Source organism: Brevibacterium atlanticum, assembly GCF_011617245.1.
GTDB classification, from domain to species: domain Bacteria; phylum Actinomycetota; class Actinomycetes; order Actinomycetales; family Brevibacteriaceae; genus Brevibacterium; species Brevibacterium atlanticum.
The window spans coordinates 662,556-681,794 of the sequence record NZ_CP050152.1 but is presented as its reverse complement, the minus strand read 5'-3'; the positions used below and the strand labels follow the sequence as shown (position 1 = coordinate 681,794).

General features: G+C 63.0%; 16 protein-coding genes. 8 read left to right on the top strand and 8 right to left on the bottom strand.

What is annotated here, in order from left to right:
* Positions 1 to 99: 99 nt before the first annotated feature.
* Both GUY23_RS02955 and glsA read right to left on the bottom strand, forming a co-directional pair.
* A complete protein-coding gene (locus GUY23_RS02955) occupies positions 100 to 1,722 on the bottom strand; it encodes an MFS transporter (protein WP_228282685.1) in 1,623 nt (540 codons plus the stop codon).
* Positions 1,719 to 2,735 (bottom strand): glutaminase A, encoded by a 1,017-nt coding sequence (gene glsA, locus GUY23_RS02950; RefSeq protein ID WP_166969591.1) that lies wholly within the window; start codon positions 2,733 to 2,735, stop codon positions 1,719 to 1,721. The genes GUY23_RS02955 and glsA overlap by 4 nt, the downstream gene beginning before the upstream one ends.
* Before the next feature lie 328 nt (positions 2,736 to 3,063).
* Here glsA and GUY23_RS02945 point away from each other — a divergent pair, with 328 nt between their 5' ends.
* The 3 genes from GUY23_RS02945 to GUY23_RS02935 all read left to right on the top strand — a co-directional run bounded on the left by GUY23_RS02945 (position 3,064) and on the right by GUY23_RS02935 (position 6,245).
* Positions 3,064 to 3,375, top strand: coding sequence for a hypothetical protein (locus tag GUY23_RS02945; protein ID WP_166969589.1), 312 nt, complete (start codon positions 3,064 to 3,066; stop codon positions 3,373 to 3,375).
* Positions 3,376 to 3,508: 133 nt separating this feature from the next.
* Entirely contained in the window at positions 3,509 to 5,149 is a 1,641-nt protein-coding gene (gene pgm / locus GUY23_RS02940; RefSeq protein WP_166969587.1) for a phosphoglucomutase (alpha-D-glucose-1,6-bisphosphate-dependent), read from the top strand.
* Between the two features lie 625 nt (positions 5,150 to 5,774).
* On the top strand, positions 5,775 to 6,245 hold the full coding sequence (locus GUY23_RS02935; protein WP_166969585.1) for a hypothetical protein: 471 nt from the start codon (positions 5,775 to 5,777) through the stop codon (positions 6,243 to 6,245).
* 257 nt (positions 6,246 to 6,502) lie between these two features.
* Here the strand turns inward: GUY23_RS02935 and GUY23_RS02930 are convergent, their stop codons facing one another.
* Positions 6,503 to 7,546 carry an LCP family protein gene (locus GUY23_RS02930; protein WP_166969583.1) on the bottom strand — a complete coding sequence of 348 codons (1,044 nt, stop codon included), beginning with the start codon at positions 7,544 to 7,546 and terminating at the stop codon, positions 6,503 to 6,505.
* Between the two features lie 321 nt (positions 7,547 to 7,867).
* Here GUY23_RS02930 and GUY23_RS02925 point away from each other — a divergent pair, with 321 nt between their 5' ends.
* The 3 genes from GUY23_RS02925 to GUY23_RS02915 all read left to right on the top strand — a co-directional run bounded on the left by GUY23_RS02925 (position 7,868) and on the right by GUY23_RS02915 (position 10,135).
* Positions 7,868 to 9,106 carry an MFS transporter gene (locus GUY23_RS02925; RefSeq protein ID WP_166969581.1) on the top strand — a complete coding sequence of 413 codons (1,239 nt, stop codon included), beginning with the start codon at positions 7,868 to 7,870 and terminating at the stop codon, positions 9,104 to 9,106.
* Positions 9,107 to 9,353: 247 nt separating this feature from the next.
* Complete coding sequence (locus GUY23_RS02920) at positions 9,354 to 9,566, top strand: helix-turn-helix transcriptional regulator (RefSeq protein WP_166969579.1); 213 nt, start codon at positions 9,354 to 9,356, stop codon at positions 9,564 to 9,566.
* The gene (locus tag GUY23_RS02915; protein ID WP_166969577.1) at positions 9,563 to 10,135 is read left to right on the top strand and encodes a hypothetical protein; all 573 of its coding nucleotides are present in this window, start codon (positions 9,563 to 9,565) and stop codon (positions 10,133 to 10,135) included. The genes GUY23_RS02920 and GUY23_RS02915 overlap by 4 nt, the downstream gene beginning before the upstream one ends.
* A gap of 223 nt (positions 10,136 to 10,358) precedes the next feature.
* On the opposite strand, the gene dld is transcribed toward GUY23_RS02915, so the two are convergent.
* From dld to GUY23_RS18895, 3 genes are all read right to left on the bottom strand, one after another.
* Entirely contained in the window at positions 10,359 to 12,068 is a 1,710-nt protein-coding gene (dld, locus tag GUY23_RS02910; protein ID WP_166969575.1) for a D-lactate dehydrogenase, read from the bottom strand.
* 101 nt (positions 12,069 to 12,169) lie between these two features.
* Entirely contained in the window at positions 12,170 to 13,510 is a 1,341-nt protein-coding gene (locus GUY23_RS02905) for a GntP family permease (protein ID WP_166969573.1), read from the bottom strand.
* Between the two features lie 81 nt (positions 13,511 to 13,591).
* On the bottom strand, positions 13,592 to 14,326 hold the full coding sequence (locus GUY23_RS18895) for a GntR family transcriptional regulator (RefSeq protein WP_166969571.1): 735 nt from the start codon (positions 14,324 to 14,326) through the stop codon (positions 13,592 to 13,594).
* Positions 14,327 to 14,439: 113 nt separating this feature from the next.
* On the opposite strand from GUY23_RS18895, the gene GUY23_RS02895 reads away from it, so the two are divergent.
* Both GUY23_RS02895 and GUY23_RS02890 read left to right on the top strand, forming a co-directional pair.
* Positions 14,440 to 15,660: a CaiB/BaiF CoA transferase family protein gene (locus GUY23_RS02895; protein WP_166969569.1), complete on the top strand. Its 1,221-nt coding sequence runs from the start codon at positions 14,440 to 14,442 to the stop codon at positions 15,658 to 15,660.
* Positions 15,657 to 16,424: an enoyl-CoA hydratase gene (locus GUY23_RS02890; protein ID WP_166969567.1), complete on the top strand. Its 768-nt coding sequence runs from the start codon at positions 15,657 to 15,659 to the stop codon at positions 16,422 to 16,424. The genes GUY23_RS02895 and GUY23_RS02890 overlap by 4 nt, the downstream gene beginning before the upstream one ends.
* A 387-nt stretch (positions 16,425 to 16,811) precedes the next feature.
* Here GUY23_RS02890 and GUY23_RS02885 read toward each other — a convergent pair whose 3' ends face one another.
* Both GUY23_RS02885 and GUY23_RS02880 read right to left on the bottom strand, forming a co-directional pair.
* Entirely contained in the window at positions 16,812 to 17,438 is a 627-nt protein-coding gene (locus tag GUY23_RS02885) for a GntR family transcriptional regulator (RefSeq protein ID WP_228282822.1), read from the bottom strand.
* A 297-nt stretch (positions 17,439 to 17,735) separates the two neighbouring features.
* Positions 17,736 to 19,127, bottom strand: coding sequence for an MFS transporter (locus tag GUY23_RS02880; protein ID WP_166969563.1), 1,392 nt, complete (start codon positions 19,125 to 19,127; stop codon positions 17,736 to 17,738).
* Positions 19,128 to 19,239: the final 112 nt, after the last annotated feature.

The window sequence follows — 19,239 nt, the reverse complement described above, 5'->3', positions numbered from 1 at the left end:
AGGAGACATGCCCTAGCTTAGCTTACGATGTAAACATCGAAAACGTCTGTGGACGAAGTCCCTGACCACCTCCCTGTCTGTCTCGCCCGATCGGAGATCTCATCTCGCCGGATCCGGAATCTCGTCCGGCCGATACTTCGGCAGGCGTGAGGCCGGCAGTGCTGCCGCCAGGCTGATCCCGGCGAGGATGAGGAATCCGAGCTTGAGAGTGCGCAGACGCTGCTGCGAGTTCAGGTCCACTGCGTGCTCGATCTGCTCCGGGGTTGCTGTCGTGCCAGAGAGGAGCTCCCGCAGTTCGTCGTTGCTGACGAAGTTGGCATTGTCGAGGTCGACCTGGGCGACGAGCTCCGGCGGGAGATCGGGATGATCATCGGCGGCCGATGCCAGCCCGGTCGACAGCACCGTGACCAGCAGGGCCCCCATCACCGCGGTACCGACGGCCGAAGCGAGATTCTGCGCCGTTCCGCGGATCGACCCGACGTCACCGGCCAGGTGCTTCGGAGCGGCCGTGACCAGGACGTTGAAGACCAAAGTCACCAAGGCACCCTGGCCGATGCCGAAGACGATGAGTCCGAGGATGGTCGGCAGCGTCTCCCAGTTGTTCGTCACGACGAACGCCAACCACACCAGTGCGGCGGTCGTCAGCCCGAACGAGAACAGCGCAATGGTGCGTGGGGCGTAGCGCTTGTAGAAGCGGACGATGAGCGTGGCGGTGACGAAGACCGTGAGGTTGAACGGCAGCATCGCCAGCGAAGTGTCGAAGGGCGTGCGCCCCTGTACGACCTGAATATAGGTCGGGACCGTGAAGTTCACGGCGGCTTCCATCGCGACGATGACGAACATGGCGTAGACGGCCGCACGTTCACTGGGCCGCCCGAGCACGCTGATGTCGACGAGCGGGACCTTCCCAGCTGCCTTCCGTTTCTTCGTCCACATGAAGAACAGCTGTCCGAGCACGATGCCGACGACGATGAACACCGGCGCCGGGGACAGCCCGGCGATCGCGAACAGCGCCGCCTCCTCGGCGCGGATGATGCCCCACCCATTGAGGTTGTTGAACCCCATCGTCAGCAGCACGACGGCCGCACCGATGAGAGCCGAGGCGACGAAGTCGATCCGGATCGAGGCATCACCCCGATCGGACTTGAGTGTGAAGGTCAGGGCGAAGACGACGACGGCAAGGCCCAGCGTGATGAAGAAGATCGGCCGCCACCCCACGAAGGTACCCAGCGTGCCGCCGATGAGGAACGCGCTCATCCCCGAGAACGCCCGCGCCGAGCCCAACGACCCGACGGCAGCCGCCTGTTGGGCACCGCGGTAGTTCTCCGCGATGAGCGCGACCAGCGCCGGGACGATGATCGCAGCCGCAGCGCCGGCGAGCAGCTGCCCGGCGATGACCCAGGTGACGGTGTGCGAGAAGATCATCAGCAGCGAGGAGGCCGCGAAGACGACGAGCACCACCCGGAAGATGAGCACCCATCCGACGCGCTGTCCCAGCTTCGCGCCGGTCATCACGAGTGCAGCGACGGCGAGACCGTAGACGACGATCGTCGACGAGGCGACCGTGGGCGGAACACCGAAGTCCTCGACCATTCCGCCTAAGGAGATCGGCAGCGCCGCGACGTTGAAGGACATGAGGACCTGGGCGAGGAAGAGCCCGACCATCGGGGCCCAGGACCGCCGCTCCTCCGTCTCGTGCACTGCGGACTCGGTGGTCATCATCGTCCTTTCCGTGGGCGTTGCGTGACAGCATCCGAGGCGAAGAGGTTCATCCCCAGCGCACGGGAGATGTGGAAGCAGGCGCGCTGACCGCGCACACTGTTGCCGGCGGAGTCCGACCTCGGCGAATAGGTGCCCAATGCACCCTTGCCCGGGGCGATGGCGACGATGCCGCCGGAGACCCCGGATTTCGCAGGCAGACCGATTTCGAAGAGCCACTCCCCGCTGTTCTCGTACATCCCGCACGAGGCGAGGAGGGCCAACGTGTCGCGGGCGACCTCGGCGGAGACGACGCGAGAGCCGGTCAGCGGGTTGATTCCGCCGTCGGCCAACGTCGCGCCCATCACCGCGAGGTCGTGGGCGGTCACCAGCAGCGAACACTGCCGGGTGTAGATGTCGACGGTGTCGAGCGGGTCGGTGATGATGCGACCGTAGCTCTCGAGCAGCCTGGCCAGAGCTTTATTGCGCTGGTTCGCTTCCATCTCCGACTGGTAGACCCGACCGTCGAGGCGCAGCTGCCGGCCGGCGAACCGAGAGAGACCGGAACGGATATTCTCCCATCTCTCCGCCGAGGTGGCCCCGGGCATGAGTGCGGTCGTGGCGATGGCGCCGGCGTTGACCATCGAGTTCAGCGGTTTGCCGTCGTTGAGTTCGATGGCCATCACCGAGTTGAACGGGAGTCCCGTGTTGTTCACACCCACGCGTTCGTGGACGAGCTCGGTGCTGCGGGACCCGCAGACGAGGGCGAAGACGAAGGCCTTCGAGATCGACTGGATGGAGAACTCGAGGTCGGCATCGCCGATCTCATGCACGGCCCCGGCCGATTCGATGAGGCTGAGACCGAACCGACTCGGGTCAGCCTCGGCGAGGATCGGAATGTAGTCGGCGACCTCTCCGTCGTCGAGTCCGCGGTAGCGCTGGTGGATATCGGCCAAGGTCGCATCGATGAATGCGTCGGTGGGCAGGCCGCCGGTGAATGCACGCTGTCTGATCGATTCCGTCTCGGCCCCGACCATACCTGGACTCCTCACCACATCAGTGCGGGTTGGTGTGGGGCAGGCCTCTCGGCGCCTGTCCGCAGAGTGATTTCACTCTATCCCAGCGTTTTCCACTTGAACAGGGCTTTTCCGGTTGCCCAGACTTTTCCGGTTGCCCCGGCTTTTCCGGTTGGCTGATCATTCTGCCCGGCCCGTCCGATTGCACAGGTTTGTCCTTCATGCCCCCTTGCTCCCCGTGCCCGGTTGGGTCTAGCGTCGAGTCTGCGGATCGCGATATCGCTTTCGCGGATCCGTGCCCACCGTCGAACGCGGTGAGAGTGTTCACCTCCGAAAGGAGCAGAAGTCCATGAGCGACGAGAAGAAGAACCTGCCGGAGAACTCACCAGCACAGGACACCGACGACGAGCAGCAGATCGACAGCTCTGCCGTCGGCGTCAGCGCCGAGACTGACGCAGAAGGCAGTTCCCAGACGCCCGCGCAACGACTCCAGCACATCGCCGAGGAGCATGACGTTCCGGTCGAACGAGATCCTGCGGATGCCAAAGCCGCAGCCGAAGGCTCGACAGCCGGCAACGAAGGCTCATCCTCCGGCGACGGAGATCGCGACCTGCGCGGCGGGGACACGAAGGACGACGACGGTTCGGAGCCGCCGGACTGAGTCAGTGCCCAGGCCGAGTCAGCGCCCGGGCCGACGCGTCTCGATATCTCGTTCTGACATGCCCAGAGTCCACGATGCAAGAACTCCGTGGACTGGACTGTGAGAGGTGGCCGAGGTTTGGCAAGGTAGAAGAATGACTACTCGCGCCGGCCAGTTGGCCCAGGATCGGGATCTCGTGGACATCCCCGCCCTCCTCGACTCGTACCATGATCTGGTTCCCGACCCCACAGTGCCGTCGCAGGCGGTGAGCTTCGGGACCTCGGGCCACCGCGGTTCGAGCTTCAATCGGTCATTCAACGAGGCTCACATCGCCGCGATCACCGCCGCGATCGTCGACTTCCGCCGCGACAAAGGCATCCACGGGCCGATCTTCCTCGGCCGCGACACCCACGCTCTGAGCGAGCCCGCGTTCCTCACCGTTCTCGAGGTGCTCGCCGCCGCCGAGGTGCCCGCCCTCATCGACGAACGCGATGGCTTCACCCCGACCCCCGCCGTCTCCCATGCGATCCTCGGCTTCAACGCCGGGAAGTCGCGAGACGACGCGCAGGCCGACGGAATCATCGTCACCCCCAGCCACAACCCGCCTGCCGACGGCGGCATCAAGTACAACCCGCCGCACGGCGGACCGGCCGGCACCGAGACCACGACATGGATCGCCGAACGCGCGAACGCCTACCTCGCCAACGGGTGGGAGAAGATTCCGCGCACCGCGTTCCAGCGAGCCTTCCACCTGGGGAACACCGAGAACTTCGACTACGTCTCGAACTACGTCGACGACCTCGGGTCCATCATCGATCTCGACATCATCCGCTCGTCCGGGCTGAAGATCGGCGCGGATCCGCTCGGCGGAGCCAGCGTCGACTATTGGGCGGCGATCGCCGAGGATTACGACCTCAACCTCGATGTCGTCCACCCCGATGTCGACCCCACCTGGTCATTCATGACCCTGGACTGGGATGAGAACATCCGCATGGACTGCTCGTCGCCGTTCGCGATGGCCGGACTCATCAACTCCCGCGGGGACTACGACATTGCCACGGGCAACGACGCCGACGCCGACCGCCACGGCATAGTCACCCCCGACGCGGGTCTGATGAACCCCAACCACTATCTGGCCGCCGCCATCGACTATCTGCTCGAGACCCGGACCGACTGGCCCTCAGGCGTCGGAATCGGCAAGACATTGGTCACCTCATCGATCGTCGACCGCATCGTCTCAGCCCATGACAGGACGCTGTTCGAAGTGCCCGTCGGATTCAAATGGTTCGTGCCCGGCCTCCTCGACTCGACGCTGGCCTTCGGCGGCGAGGAATCGGCGGGCGCATCGTTCCTGCGCCGCGACGGACGCGTATGGTCGACGGACAAGGACGGCATCATCCTTGCCCTGCTCGCGGCCGAAATGACGGCGAAGACAGGGCAGACTCCCTCGCAGCGCTACGACGGCCTGGCTGCCAACCACGGCACCAGCGCCTACGCCCGTCAGGACGCCCCCGCCACCCGCGAGCAGAAGGCCCGGCTCGGCGCCCTCGAAGCCGCCCAGGTGAGCGCGAAGACCGTCGGCGGGGAAGCAGTCACCTCGGTGCTCACCTCGGCGCCGGGCAACAACGCCCCCATCGGCGGTCTCAAGGTCACCACGGACAACGCCTGGTTCGCCGTGCGCCCCTCGGGCACGGAGGACGTGTACAAGATCTACGCCGAATCCCTGCGCGACGAGGACCACCTGCGGGCAGTTCAGCACGACGCCCGGACCCTGGTCGACGGGGTTCTGAAGTAGACGGAGTTCTGAAGTAAGGGGTTCTCAAGTAGGGGGTGTCAGGCACTGACGAGGTCGCGCCTGCGCACGCCTCCCGGTCACGCCACTTGAACGCGACTCCTGCTCACGCCTCGCGTGCGCACCTCCTGCTCACTCTCAGCCACCTTCTGCTCACTTATCGGTTCGGTCGAAAAACGCGTCGTGCACGACGCGTTTTTCGACCGAACCGATAAGTGAGCGACGACGACACGGCGCCGACAAGGACGAACCTGGGGCCGCCTCGGCGAGAGAGTCATCGTCGAGGACGAAAGCTGTCACGATCACGTATCGCTGATTGATCGGAATTGTCGTATTGGACTCCGATGTGGAGGCCCGAACCTCCGGCGACGCGCCGCCCGGATGCGCCGCCGTCCCCCTCGGCGACGGACATGTTCCCGCACCTCCACCCGCAATGGTTGCGGTTGTGTTTCACCGCTGTCGTGGAACCGCAATATTGCTGTCTTCATGCTGTGACTCGCTCTGAGTTCGTTCCCAGCGATCGTTGCCGCACCCCCAGATTCGGTCGGAATACTGATCTCCGTCAACGACATGCCACCGAGCCACAACGCACCTCGGTGGCAGCACATGAGAAGAAGGGATCGACACAATGAAGTCCACCATCCGCAATCGTGCAGCAGCCCTGGGAATCGCCACCGTCGCCGGACTCGCCGGCCTCGGGCTCGCCGGCGGACCGGCTCTGGCCGCCGACGCATCCACTGCCGGCGCTTCGAGCGAGGCATCGGACTCAGGCGTCGGCACACAGTCCGTGTACTACCCGACAGACACGGTCAAGTATGCCGATGAACTCGTTCGCGCATGGGGGCAGGGCAACACGGACCGGGTCGAAGCCTTCGCCTCGTCCCAGGTCGCTGAGGAGCTCGCTGAGCATGGCGATGCCAACGGCACCCACTGGGACCGCGTCGGCGCCGAAGGTGCAGCGGGAACGGTCTACGTCGACTACGAGAACACCGTGACCGGCGAGAAGATGAGCCTCGGAGTCGCCAACGAAGCCGTGACCAACCCTGACGACGAGTGGGGCACACCGAACGGAGTCCACAAGGTTCAGTTCGAGGACTGATGTGGCCGCACGAAAAGAGGACTGACGCAGCCCTCACGAAAAGGTGACCCGGCGCTGACGAAGAGTCACCGCCGACCGCTCGAACCAGATGAACCCCGCTCCAGGCGATTCCTGGAGCGGGGTTCGTCACGTCGATCACCGGCGGGCACACTGCCTACGCTCACGGCTGTGGCGGGCAACCTGCGCTCGAATCCGGCTGGTCCGGTCGGCACGCTGCCCACCTGCGCGACCCGGGCGGGGCCACCTCGGCGAGGGTATTACAGGTGCGCCTCCGGGGCGTTCTGCACGTAGTCGGCGACGGTGTCGTTCTTGAACGACTCGCGGAGCTTCTTCAGCTCGCCCTCATCGACGTTGACGATCGACTGACCGTCCGGGGATGTGCCCACGCCCGACACGGGAGCGGTGAAGAACTCGATGTCACCAGGGCGGACGTCGCGCATGTCGAAGGCGGTCGAGGAGATGTACTTCGCGTCCAGGCCCGAATCAACGTACATGTACGGAGCGAAGTTCTTCACCATGTCCTGGATCTTCTTCGGGTTCGACAGGGTGTCGGCGGAGATCATCTCGTTCGTCAGCCCGCGGATGAACGCCTGTTGATTGCGCGCACGCTGGAAGTCGCCGTCCTTGAACGACTTGCGCTCGCGCACGAAGGTCAGCGCCTGATCACCGTCGAGCACGTTCTCGCCCTGGGCGAAGGTGTAGCCGTTCTTCTCGAAGGCCTGCTCGGAGTTCACGGTCACCCCGCCGAGGCTGTCGGTCAGGGCTTTGAACCCCTCGAAGTCGATGATCGCCACGTGATCGAGATCCGTGCCGATGAAGTCCGAGACCGTCGACACGGCCAGCGGCAGACCGCCGTAGGACAGGGCCGCATTGATCTTCGCCTTGCCGTGGCCTTCGATGTCGACGTAGCTGTCGCGCGGGATCGACATGACCTGGACGTTGCCGCCGTCCTTGGGCAGGTGCATGACCATGATCGTGTCCGAGCGCAGGCCGCGCGAATCGTTGACGTCGACCTTGTCCATCGGCTCATCGGAGCCGAGCAGCAGGATGTTCGTGCCGCCGTCCTGTCCGTCGCCCTTCTTCTGCTTGCCGAAGACCTGCTCATCGCTCAGCCGGTTGGCGTTGTCGTCGAACGACCGACCGACGTTCCACACATAGAGTCCGATGCCGAGCACGCCGAGGATGACGATGATGAGCAGGATCACGAGGACCTTGCGCCAGACGCGCTTCTTCTTCCGCGGTCGCTGCTGCTCCTCGGGTTGGTGGTCGAAGAGATCGTCGAAGGTGGTGTTGTCCGTCATCGGCACTCCGGGGTTTCGGGGCGGCGCATCACGCCGGGAAAGTGGGCAATCCCGCTTATTGTATAGCGACCGTGGTGACTCAGTTCTCACCTTTCGACTCATCCCCGCGCCCGACCAGGCGGTCGCACGGGAGGGCGAGCCACCTCGGCGAGGGTGTTCGCCCTTGTCAGGTGCCGTGATCGCGGCCCGACGGCACCGTCGTACGCCGACGATCGCATTGTGATCTGACAGTGATGACACCAGCGCCGAGGTGAGGGGACTCACCAGCAATAACGCAGAATTCACCTGGCCGACGTTCGGGACGGTCGGTAGACTTTCCTGGTGTTCACCAACTATCGGGAGATTCTGTCGCTTCCCGGTGCTCTCAAGTTCTCCTTGGCCGGTCTCGTGGCCCGCATGCCCATCGCAGTTCTCGGGCTGGGAATCGTCCTCTTCATTCAGGGCGTGACCGGGTCCTACGGTCTGGCGGGCATCGTCTCCGCCGTGTACATGATCGTCCAAGCCCTTGCCGGCCCCGGGATCGCGCGACTCGTCGACCGTCACGGGCAGTCGCGGATCATGGCGCCCATCGTCGTCGTCCACCTCGCGGCACTGACGCTGCTCATCGTCTCTGTCTACGGGGACTGGTGGCCGGGCCTGATCTTCCTCTTCGCCGGCATCGGCGGGGCCACCGTCGGCTCCGTCGGATCGCTCGTGCGTTCGCGCTGGTCACACATCGTGGACACGCCGAAGAAGCTGCAGACCGCGTTCTCGTGGGAGTCCGTCGCCGATGAGCTGATGTTCGTGTCCGGGCCGGTGCTGGCCACGGTGCTCTCGACCGCAGTGTGGCCGCCGGCGGGCATCATCCTCTCGATGATCACCGTCGGTGTGGGATCGCTGCTGCTCTACGTTCAGAAGGCGACCGAACCGCCGCCGGTCGAGCGGACGACCGAAGCCAAGGGCCACGTGGTCTCGAACCCGGGCATCCTCGCGATCATCTTTGTCAACATCTTCCTCGGTGTGAACTTCGGTGCGATCGACGTCATCGCCGTCGCCTTCGCCGACGAGCTCGGTGTGAAGTCCACGGCCGGCGTGCTGCTGTCCTGCCTGGCTCTGGGGTCACTGGTGTCCGGCGCTCTGTACGGGGCCCGGAGCTGGAAGGCCGCCGTGCACCACCGCTTCGGTGTCGCGGTGTCCTGCCTGGCCGTCGGCGCGTGCCTGATGCTGCTGGCGAATTCGATGGTCACCTTCGGCATCATCCTCGTCATCGTCGGCTCGGCGATCGCCCCGAGCCTCATCGGAGCGAACTCGGTCATCGAACAGCTCGCCCCGCCTCGTCGCCTGACCGAGGCCTTCGCGTGGCTCGGGACCTCATTGGGCTTCGGCGTCGCGTTCGGGTCGGCGATCGCCGGCAACATCATCGATGCCGCCGATGCGAAGACCGCGATGCTGCTGCCCGCCGGTTGCGCTGTGCTCGGAGCAGTGATTGCGCTGTCGCTGCTCAAACTCCTCAACCCCAAGCGGTCGAGTCACGAGGCGCGACTGGAGAAGGACCGCCGGAGGGTCAAGGTCGAGGAGTAGGGGCGCTGCTGGGGCTGCAGCCGGACTGCGTCTCTCACCTTCAACGCGAAAACACCCCGTTGCGTCGGGGTGTTCTGTCATCTGCGGTGAGGGACGCGCGCGTTCGAGCCCAACTCAGCCTCTACGATGAGCCCGGTCCGCGAGCGAAACCGCGGGGCCACCTCGGCGATGTCAAAGATCATTGACATACAGATGTCAAGCATGTTTTACTTTTAAATGTAAAGAAAAGTTGACATCAAGGAGCCCCATGGAAGTTCAGACCTCGGACCTCAAACAGGTTCGCAAGGCCGCTGGGCTCACTCAGGCCCAGCTGGCACAGCTCACCGGGGTCTCGCGCCAGACGATCATCGCGACCGAACGCGGGGACTACGCCCCGAGCGTCTACCTGGCACTGCGCATCGCCCGCGCACTCGAGACCACCGTCGAAGAGATCTTCTCGCTGAAGGAGGAACCATCATGAACAGCACGAGCGACAAGAAGAAGCCCACCAACGAACTCGCCGACCGGATCGCCGGCTTCGACGACCCCTCGATGGGTGATGAACGCGAACGGGACGTCATCCTGCGGGCCTACACACTCGGCGCTGTCGTCTCGACGTATGTGTTCTTCGCTCTCGCGCTCATCTTCGCCACCCTCGGAGCCGGAATATGGAGTTCGCTCATCGTCCTCGGATCCATGGTCACGAGCGTCGTCATTTCGGCGTACTGCAATCGCGAAAACGTCGATTTCTCGATGGCCATGTCTCGCGTCTCGCCGAGGCGGCTCATCATCGGCAACATCGTAGGTGCCGTATTCGCCATCGTCTGGGTCGGCGCGATCGTCTTCCACATGAGCGAAGGATATCCGCTCATCAATGCCGGAATGGGGGCGACAACGCTCGGTGCCCCTACGAGCGCCTACACCATTGTGTTCGCTGCGGCCTTCGGGTTCATCGCGGCACTCACCCTGATGACGATCTCCCGTGTCCGCAAGATCAAGCAGGCCCGCGCCGAGGCGGCCGCCGCCGCTGACATCGAAGACGAGGACTGAGGCGGGTCGCCAGGATGGTGCGGGTTCCGTCGGTTCCGCAGACGGCCATGGGCAACCAGCACCGTCGTCGGAGTCCCTTCCCCGACAGCATCCGTCACCGTGAGCGATTAATCGCACCGCTCGTGAAGCATCAGGCACTGTTAGCGGCACACCACCTCGTTGCACCGGGGTGGTGTGCCGCTGACTGTGTGGGATGCGTGAGGGCCGTGCTGAGGGGCCGCTCTCACGCCCAGTTCTTGTGCGGGGAGGTCTCGCCGAAGCCGGGGTTGAAGACGTTGCACGGGTCGAGCTCCTTGAAGTGAGCCTCCATCGTCTCCGGCACGTGGTAGAGCCGACCGTAGTTGTGTTCGGCAGGCACGGCCGCGCCCCGGGCCTCGAGGAGTTTCATCATCTGCTTCTTCAGCGCCACCGGATCGACGCCCTTCTTCGCCACATGATCCTGGTGGAGGACGTGGCAGAAGAAGTGACCGTAGTACGAGCTGATGTGCAGCTGATCGGCGATCTCATCGGGCAGCACCTCGAGCCAGTCCTCCTCGTCCCGTCGCAGCGCGACATCGAAGGTGATCATCTCCGAGGAGTCCTCGCGATTGAGGTTGAAGTACCGGGTGGCCGCACTCGCGGCACCGAAGCGATGGAGCATCGCAGACTTCGCCTCATCGGAAGTGCAGATGAAGAAGTCCCCCTCGTGGGCAGCCTCGGCGAAGAAGGAATTGAGGAATTCTTCGGTCGCGGCTTTCTCCTCTCCTGCGACGACGAGGAGAAGGTGATGTTCGAAGCGGTCGCGGAACTCGAGCATCCGCTTCGGCAGCTGCTGCGGCAGGAGGCCGAAGGCACGCTGGGCGATCGTGTCGGCGACGGTCTCGCCGAAGAACGGCATCTTCGCGAACACCCCATTGGCCCAGTTCTTCAGCGCGAAGAGCTTGATCTGCTCGCGGCTGCCCGCATGCTTGACGGACACGAACGTGTCCTTGCCGTACTTCTCCGCGAGGTCGAACGACGGCCTACCCATGTATTCTCCCGAGATCGGCAGCGGCCGATCCGAGGTGAGGATCTTCCGGCGCAGCTCCTCGAGTTCGGCCGGGCTGTTCGTGCCGATGTAGAACGTGGTCGTGTCCTTGACCTTGGGAAACGTGCGGGTGCGCACGGCGAAGACCATGAGCTTGCCCGCCGACCCGGAGGCCTCGTGGAGGAACTTCGGATTCGCGTTGTAGCGGGCCGGGGAGTCGACGATCTCGCGCACGTGGTCGGCGTAGTCGGTCTCAAAGGTGTCCTCGGGCGGTGGGGTGACATCGGAGGGGTCCCAGTGCCCACGCTGGAGCTTGTCGAGGATGTGCGCGGGATCCTCGCCGAGGCTGATGCCCAGATGATTGACGAGTTCGAGTTTGCCGTCGGCGGTGACGCGGGCGAAGATCGCGTGTTCCGTGAAGGCCGGGCCTTTGCGGATCTGGCTGCCGCCGGAGTTGTTCGCGATGCCGCCGATGACCGAGGCACCGATCGAGGACGAGCCGATGACCGAATGCGGCTCACGACCGTGCGCGGCGAGTGCGTCCTCGAGTTCGTAGAGCGTCGATCCGGCCAGGCATACGGCCTCACGAGCGTCGTTGATGAGGTGGATCTGGTTGATGCGCAGGGTGGAGATGATGACGATCTCGCGGTCGTAGTCCTGATCGCCGGGCCCCGATCCCCCGGTCAGGCCGGTGTTCGCCGACTGGGGGATGACGATGAGGTCGTGGTCGACGCATACCTGCAGTGCCCGCCACATATCAACGAGGCTGCCGGGCCGCAGCACCGCGAGCACGTTGCCGCCGCCGAAGCGGTTGCCCTTCGCATAGGGTGCCGTCGCTCGCGCCGAGGTGAGCACGTGGCGTGAACCCATGATGTCGATGAAGGCGCTGACCGCCGGTGATGAATACTTACGCTGACTTCCTAACATTATGTCCTCAAGCTAGATAGCGGTTAATTGTCATCCTAAGCAATGGCAGGGAACAGGAGTAGGTGAAGTCTCACGATTCCTGCTCCGGAACCACGCAGATCTCAGAGAAATATCGACCAGACGTAGACGAGCCCAAGGCCGACGACACTTCCGACGCTCGTCGTCACGCTGACGGATTTCACGGCGCCCTTCGTCGTCTGCCCGAGCATCGTCTTGACCATCCAGAAGAAGTTGCTGTGCACGGTCATGAGAAAGAGCGACCCCGAGGCGGCTGCAAGAGCGATGAGCACCGGGTCGACACCGGTCGACGCCGCCACGGGAGCAAGAAATCCGGCGGCTGTGATCGAGGCAACCGACACGGACCCGATCGCCGTATGCAGGACTACGGCGAGAAGCCATGCGAGGAGGATCGGAGACGCAGCATCCGCTTCGAACATGCTCCCCAAAATGTCCCCCAGACCGATGGACTTCACCATCTCAGCCAAGGATCCTCCCAGCCCGGTGAGGGCCAAGATCTCTCCGCTCGCGGCGAATCCTGATTTCAGAGTCGTCGTCACGCATTCGTTGCCTCTGTGCACGAGAAGCAGAACATAGGCCATAAACGTCGCGCAGAACATGGCGATTGTGGGGGCGCCGAAGAAGTCCATGATCGGAATGTCAATCGACATGTTCGTCAGGATCGATTCTGAGGCAATGAGCACGAGCGCAAGGAACACCGGGCTGATCGTCAGCCACAGGGGAAGACGCCGAGGCGCGTCCTCCTCAGGTGCGGAATCGTCGATCGAGCCGGCGTAAGTTTCCTCATCGGTCGCGGCATTCCAGAATCCGAAACGGAGGAACAGCGTCTTCATGATGCCGATGGTGATGACGATGCCGAGGATTGCTGTGATGATGCCGAAGGCCAAGAAGCGCGGAATCGGGATCTCGAGCAGCGAGCTCAGAGCCAAGGATCCGACGCTGGGGATCATCATCGTCAACCCGAACAGAATGCCCGCGCACATCGCCGCCGAGACTATTCCGGTGCCCGCACGTCCGATGCGCCCGGCGACCGATCGTCCTACTGGAGCTGTGATCACGAAGATCACGTCAGAGAAGATCGACTGCAGCACGGTTCCGCTCGTCACACCCAATGCATAGGGCGCGAACCGCTTGCCGGAGACAGCCATCAGCGCGGCGACCAATCCCTCGATCGCGCCCAGTTTCGCCAACAGTTTGCCGAGTAGCACACCGAAGACGATGAGCAACCCGATTTCGGCCATGATGTTCCCGAAGCCGGTCGCTATGATCTCGGCTGTCGGGCCGAATCCCTGGCCTGTCACAAGCCCCAGGTAGCCGGCTCCGATAAGGAGCGCGAAGAGCGGGTTGATCTTCAGCGCCAGAATCAACACGATGACTCCGGCCACGGTGATGAGGGTGTGCAGTACTGTCAGCCAGTCGGCCATTGTTGGGAACTCCTGATTCTTCGTTGAATCCGAACCGTGGGGCGGGTCCGCGCCTTGTGCTGTGATCTCCGACGTGCTGGCTCAACCTCGAGTATCGAGCCACTGAGCGGAGCGCGCGGTCCCCCCGGGGAGGGTGTCCAGGAATTCCCTGGCGAAAGTGTCATGACCGTGGCCGCTGATAGCCTCGAGCGCCGAGTTGACATCGCCGGACAGTACGGCGCCACGCAGCTCGCGGTGCCTGGCAACGTTTTCGCTCGGACTCTCGACGGTGTTGAGGCGGCGGAGATTCAGCGACATGCAAAGCTTGACCTGCATGGTGATCTGTCTATAGCTAGCGACTATCCGAGTGTTGCCGCAGAGTCTGACCAGCTCAGTGTGGAAGGCGTAACTGGCCTCGATGCGGCCGAACTCATCGTCACCGTTCTCGAACTCATCAGCGAGCTTCTCGAGCGCCGAGTCCAGCTCTGTCGTGTCCACCGAGGCAATGTCGTCGGTGAAACGGTAAAGGTGAGTGACGGCCATCTGCTCCAGGCCCTCGCGGAAGGTGAGGATTTCGAAGACGTCATTCTGACTGAGGCTGGCGACTCGGACGCCGGCACGCGGACGTCGGACTACGAGTCCGGAGCCTTCAAGGATCCTCAGGCCCTCACGGACAGGCGCCCGGGAGACTCCGAGGCGACTGCAGAGATGTTCCTCGACCACGCGATCGTCAGGCCCTATTTCCCCGCGGAATACCAATTCACTGATCTTGACCGCCGCGAGCTCCGCCAAGCTTGGACTGTCGATGAGCGAGTCAGTCGCCTGTGATGGTGCCATCGCCTGCATACCCCTTCAGATTCGCCCACGTGCACGTGCTGACGTGCAAAACATCTACTGATAGCCTATTGTAGACAATCGACAGTGATATGCAACACAGAGAGGTGATAATCATGAGTCAGTCAAACGGAGAAGCAAGGGGCACGTCGAAGAACTCCTCTGGCCCACTCGCAGGGATCACAGTCCTCGAGGTCGGAGTCTTCATCGCAGGACCGTTCGCAACGATGCAGCTGGCCGATATGGGGGCAAGGGTGATCAAGGTAGAATCGCCCGGCACGGGCGATGCGACTCGAGCCTCGGGACCGCACATCGACGGCGAGTCCAGCCCCTTCATGCGGCTGAATAGGAACAAGGAGTCCGTCGTCCTTGACCTCAAATCCGAGGAGGGCAGATCCTCATTCATCGCGCTCCTCAGGACCGCAGACGTTCTCGTCGAAAACCTGCGACCAGGATCGTTGAAGAAGATGGGTCTCGGGTATGAGGACCTCAAGGACGATCATCCGGGTCTCATCTACGCCTCAGCATCCGGCTGGGGGCAGGACGGCCCGCTCGCCCCGCTCGCTGGGCTCGACATCATGGCCCAAGCGCGGTCAGGCCTCATGAGTATCACCGGTTTCCCCGACCAGCCTCCGGTCAAGGTCGGAGTCCCTATCTGCGATCTCACGACCGCCCTCTATATGGCCCTCGGCATCGTGTCAGCGCTTTACGAGCGCAGAATCTCTGGGCACGGGCAGCATCTCGATGTTTCGCTCTTCGAATCAGCGGTCTCGCTGGCGGTGTGGGAGGCCGGCAGCTACTACGGGGCCGGCACAGTCGGTCGCCCCAACGGTTCCGCCCATCAAGCCCAGGCGCCCTACCAGGCAATGTCGGCCAAGGACGGTTATGTGACTATCGGTGCGAACACCCAGGCCACTTGGCTGCGTTTCTGCACGGCGTTCGACTTCGCCTTCCTCGAGGAGAACGAGCTGTTCTCCGAGCCGGCGAAGCGGTTGGAGAACCGAGAGGCGCTCATTGCGATCATCGAGGAGAAGTTTGCCGATCGAAGCGTCGAAGAGATCCTCGAGGAGATGAACAGAGTCGGTGTGCCGGCAGCTCCGATCAACGGCTTCGAGCAGGTTTTCAACGACGACCACCTCAATGCTCGTGACTACTTCTGGGATGCCCCACACCCCAGGGTCGGCCCGGTGAGACAGCTGGGCAACCCCATGCGCTTCTCCCGTTCGCGCCTCACCCATGGCGCCGCGGGTCCGTCGCTGGGAGCCGATACGGACCGAATTCTCGACGAGCTCACACCACAGATCGCAACAGCGCAGAAAGCGGAGGTCCAGCGATGACGACAGTCGACGTGATCACCGAGGTGCGTGACTCCGCGCTTCATGTCACTTTCAACCGCCCCGATGCCCGGAACGCGATGACCTGGGAGATGTACCAGGCTCTCGCCGAGGCAGCGGCAAAGATAGACGCGGATCCGCACCTCCGGGCACTCGTCCTTCGCGGAGCTGGTGGGCGCGCTTTCGTCGCCGGTACGGATATCGCCCAATTCAGAGGCTTCTCGGGTACGGATGGAGTCGCATATGAGAATCGAATCGACGAAGTGCTCAGCCTTCTCGCGGCCGTCAGCAAGCCCGTCATCGCTGTGATCGATGGACATTGCGTCGGGGGCGGTCTGGGAATCGCTGCCTGTGCTGACGTGCGTGTCGCGGCTCCCAAAGCCTCGTTCTCCGTTCCGATCGCCAAAACTCTAGGTAACACCTTGTCGGCGAGTACGCTGCGCAGGCTGGTGCGAGTCTTCGGAGAACCGCGCGTGACATCGATGCTGCTGACCGCACGAAGGGTCAACGCGCAGGAGGCCCTCAGCTGCGGTTTCCTCACGTCAGTCGACGATGACCTCGATACAGTCGCCGAGCAGACTGTCGCGAGCATCACCGGTGGCGCCCCACTCACCCAGTGGTCGATCAAAGAGAACCTCAGACGGCTCAATTCCTCTCGCACCCTCGACGATTCAGATGTCATTTCCAAGGTGTATGGAAGTGCCGACTTCGCCGCGGCAGTCGAGGCATTCCTGTCGAAATCACCCGTGGAATGGCAGGGACGCTGATTCACTGCCGTATGGGTATGGTTCGCGGCCGCGATGGCATCAGGACAGGACAGTGTAGGCAGGAACGCCTGTAATCGTCGGTTTCACCCGCGGCCGCAACACACAGTAACCACCTTAGGTACCGAGCACTGCATTCTGGACATCTGGGTCGACAATCGCGGAAATCCCGCCGGGCGACCATAGGGTTCTGCAACCGAGACCGAAGCTGCGGGGAAACAGTCAATCGCCTGACTCGAATCGATCTCACCTCAGCGCGTCTCGACAAGAAGGTTGCGAGGGGCGGTCACCAGGCCTCCACTCATCGCGAGGGGCATCGGACAGTCCGCCGGCCCGGTTCACACACGCGTTCTCGCGCCACGCCGATCGCACGCTTCAGACTCGGCGAGCTCAGCTCTTCACGGGAATCGCGGAATGCGAGTCCCAGATGTGATCCTTCACAAGCCGTCCGAACCCGAGCGCGTCTCTGCACTCCGCACGCTCGATCAATCGCTCGTGTTCAGCAAGGAGCGAGGGGAGGATCTCCGGGTGATCAAGGACAGCCCGGTACGTCAGCCTCGCCAACCGCGGCCCCATTGTCGCCAGGAGCTCATTGACGACTTCGTTGTTCCCGCTCCCGATGATGCGGGCGTGAAATGAGAAGTCGACGGCCGCGAAGCGAAGCAGATCGCCGGCTTCGTATGCCTGTCGCTGCTCACCGAGGAGATACCGCAGATCCACGGCAAGCCGCTCAAGCTCCGAGCTCGCGAGCGCTGACTGCACGGCGCCGGTTTCAAACATTGTCCGCACAGCGAGCAGGTCATGTCGATCCTTCATGGTCACAGACGTCACGATTGCTCCCTTCTTCGGCACGAGGCGGACCAGCCCCCAACGTTCCAGCTCGAGCATGGCCTCCCGCGCCGGTGTGCGACTAGCTCCGAGTGCCCGCGCAAGATCGGACTCAGTCAGCAGAGAACCCGAATCAATGCGACACTCAATGACCTCCCGCGCCGCCCAGGCCGAAATCTTCGATGCCACCGTCGGCAAACCCTGCTCGCTCACCCAAGGAAGTGTCGGAGTCTCTCTCACGCGACCACCTTCAGCCGCGTATCTGCTATCGGTCTCACAATCTCGCTCCTTTGCGAATCAACAGTCCACATGGGCGCCGTCGCCAGGTCGCGCTCGTCCGCTCCACGGGAGGAAAGCGCGGCCTCGGACCCGCCTTATCATACCGGGCGCCCCACCCAATCATGCCTCGTCGGGCAGGGCGCCTCCGAATCTCGCCGACTAGACATTGCGGAAGAACAGCACCGCAACCTCAGGGAAGGTCGTCGACTAATTTTCAACCGGTTCCATCGTGCGCTCCTTGGTTTCCGGGATGAAGATGACACAGACGACAGAGAGTGCCGAGATGGCTGCAAGCATCACGCCGACCCATACGCTGTCGTTCGTCATGATGATCTGCGCTGCGAGCAGTGGAGGGATCGCTCCGCCGAGGATCCCCGCAAAGTTGTAGACAAGCCCCGCGCCGGTATATCTGAACCGAGAGGCGAACATCTCCGGAAGCATTGCACCAGTGGGTCCATACGCAAGGCCGTACAGCACCAATGTGCCGGTGATTCCTGCCCAGAGCGCGAACGCGGACCCGGTGTCGATCAGGGGGAACAGAAGCAGTGTCCATGGCACAGACAGAACCAGCACTGTGCGGATGATCTTGAGCCGGCCGATCCGATCAGAGAGAATCGCCGCCACAATCGTTGCTGCGCCGAACACCAGAGACGAGATCATCCCCATGCCCAGAAGCGTCGTGCGACTGAATCCGAGGTCCCCTGTGCCGTAGTTGGTCAGGAAGGCCGTACCGATATAGAACAGCGCAAAGAGCGTAGCCATAGCGCCAGAGGCGATGAGCACTTCTTTCCACTGGTCACGGAGGACCTCGACGAAAGGCAGCTTCTGCTCCCTGCGGGACGTGACGCCTGCAGCCTGCTGCGCCTTGAACACGGGCGTCTCATCAACTGCCAACCTCACCCACAGGCCGAAGATGACAAGGACCGACGACGCGATGAAGGGGATTCGCCAACCGTATTCCAAGAAGGCAGTGCTGCTGGCTCCGACTGTGGCAGATGCGATGAAGAAAGTTCCGCTGGAGAGGAAGAACGCGATCGAGGGACCCAATTGCGGATAGATCGCCATTCGTCCGCGCTTGCCGTTCGGAGCGTATTCGGCGGTGAGCAATGTCGCTCCAGCCCATTCGCCGCCGACAGCGAAGCCCTGCAAGAAACGCATAGCCGTCAAAATGATCGGTGCCCAGATCCCAATGCCCCCTTCGAACACCCCGAAGACTCCCACTCCGTACCCTGGCATGAGACCGATTCCGATGGTCGAGACACCCATGACCATGAGCGTCCACACCAGTGTGCGTTTGCGTCCGATCTTGTCTCCGAAGTGACCCAGAAGAACGGCACCGACCGGACGGGCGAAGAAGGCGACCGAGAACGTCGCAAATGAGGCGATGGTTCCCACGGCGGGATCGGCCGCAGGAAAGAACACCGTAGGAAAGACCAGAGCAGCGGCCGTCCCGTAGATGAAGAAGTCATAGTACTCGATTGTGGTTCCGATCAGGCTGGCTGCGGCGACCCGCGCCAGGCCGCGCTTCTTTGCTCCGTTCTTTTGACCATCCTGCGTGCCGACGGGTGTCTTGACTGTTGCTTGACTGAGATCAGGCAAGGGTTCTCAACTCCTATTGGATATGCCCACCTGCATCACACGGCGCCTCTCTGTGCCGTCGAATTGCTGTGGGGCTTGGCGAAGATTCGCCGAATGTGTATCCTGGACTCTG

Coding starts and splice junctions, on each gene's coding strand:
- GUY23_RS02955 (WP_228282685.1), bottom strand. CDS start 1,722: ATGATGACCACCGAGTCCGCAGTGCACGAGACGGAGGAGCGGCGGTCC.
- glsA (WP_166969591.1), bottom strand. CDS start 2,735: ATGGTCGGGGCCGAGACGGAATCGATCAGACAGCGTGCATTCACCGGC.
- GUY23_RS02945 (WP_166969589.1), top strand. CDS start 3,064: ATGAGCGACGAGAAGAAGAACCTGCCGGAGAACTCACCAGCACAGGAC.
- pgm (WP_166969587.1), top strand. CDS start 3,509: ATGACTACTCGCGCCGGCCAGTTGGCCCAGGATCGGGATCTCGTGGAC.
- GUY23_RS02935 (WP_166969585.1), top strand. CDS start 5,775: ATGAAGTCCACCATCCGCAATCGTGCAGCAGCCCTGGGAATCGCCACC.
- GUY23_RS02930 (WP_166969583.1), bottom strand. CDS start 7,546: ATGACGGACAACACCACCTTCGACGATCTCTTCGACCACCAACCCGAG.
- GUY23_RS02920 (WP_166969579.1), top strand. CDS start 9,354: ATGGAAGTTCAGACCTCGGACCTCAAACAGGTTCGCAAGGCCGCTGGG.
- GUY23_RS02915 (WP_166969577.1), top strand. CDS start 9,563: ATGAACAGCACGAGCGACAAGAAGAAGCCCACCAACGAACTCGCCGAC.
- dld (WP_166969575.1), bottom strand. CDS start 12,068: ATGTTAGGAAGTCAGCGTAAGTATTCATCACCGGCGGTCAGCGCCTTC.
- GUY23_RS02905 (WP_166969573.1), bottom strand. CDS start 13,510: ATGGCCGACTGGCTGACAGTACTGCACACCCTCATCACCGTGGCCGGA.
- GUY23_RS18895 (WP_166969571.1), bottom strand. CDS start 14,326: ATGGCACCATCACAGGCGACTGACTCGCTCATCGACAGTCCAAGCTTG.
- GUY23_RS02895 (WP_166969569.1), top strand. CDS start 14,440: ATGAGTCAGTCAAACGGAGAAGCAAGGGGCACGTCGAAGAACTCCTCT.
- GUY23_RS02890 (WP_166969567.1), top strand. CDS start 15,657: ATGACGACAGTCGACGTGATCACCGAGGTGCGTGACTCCGCGCTTCAT.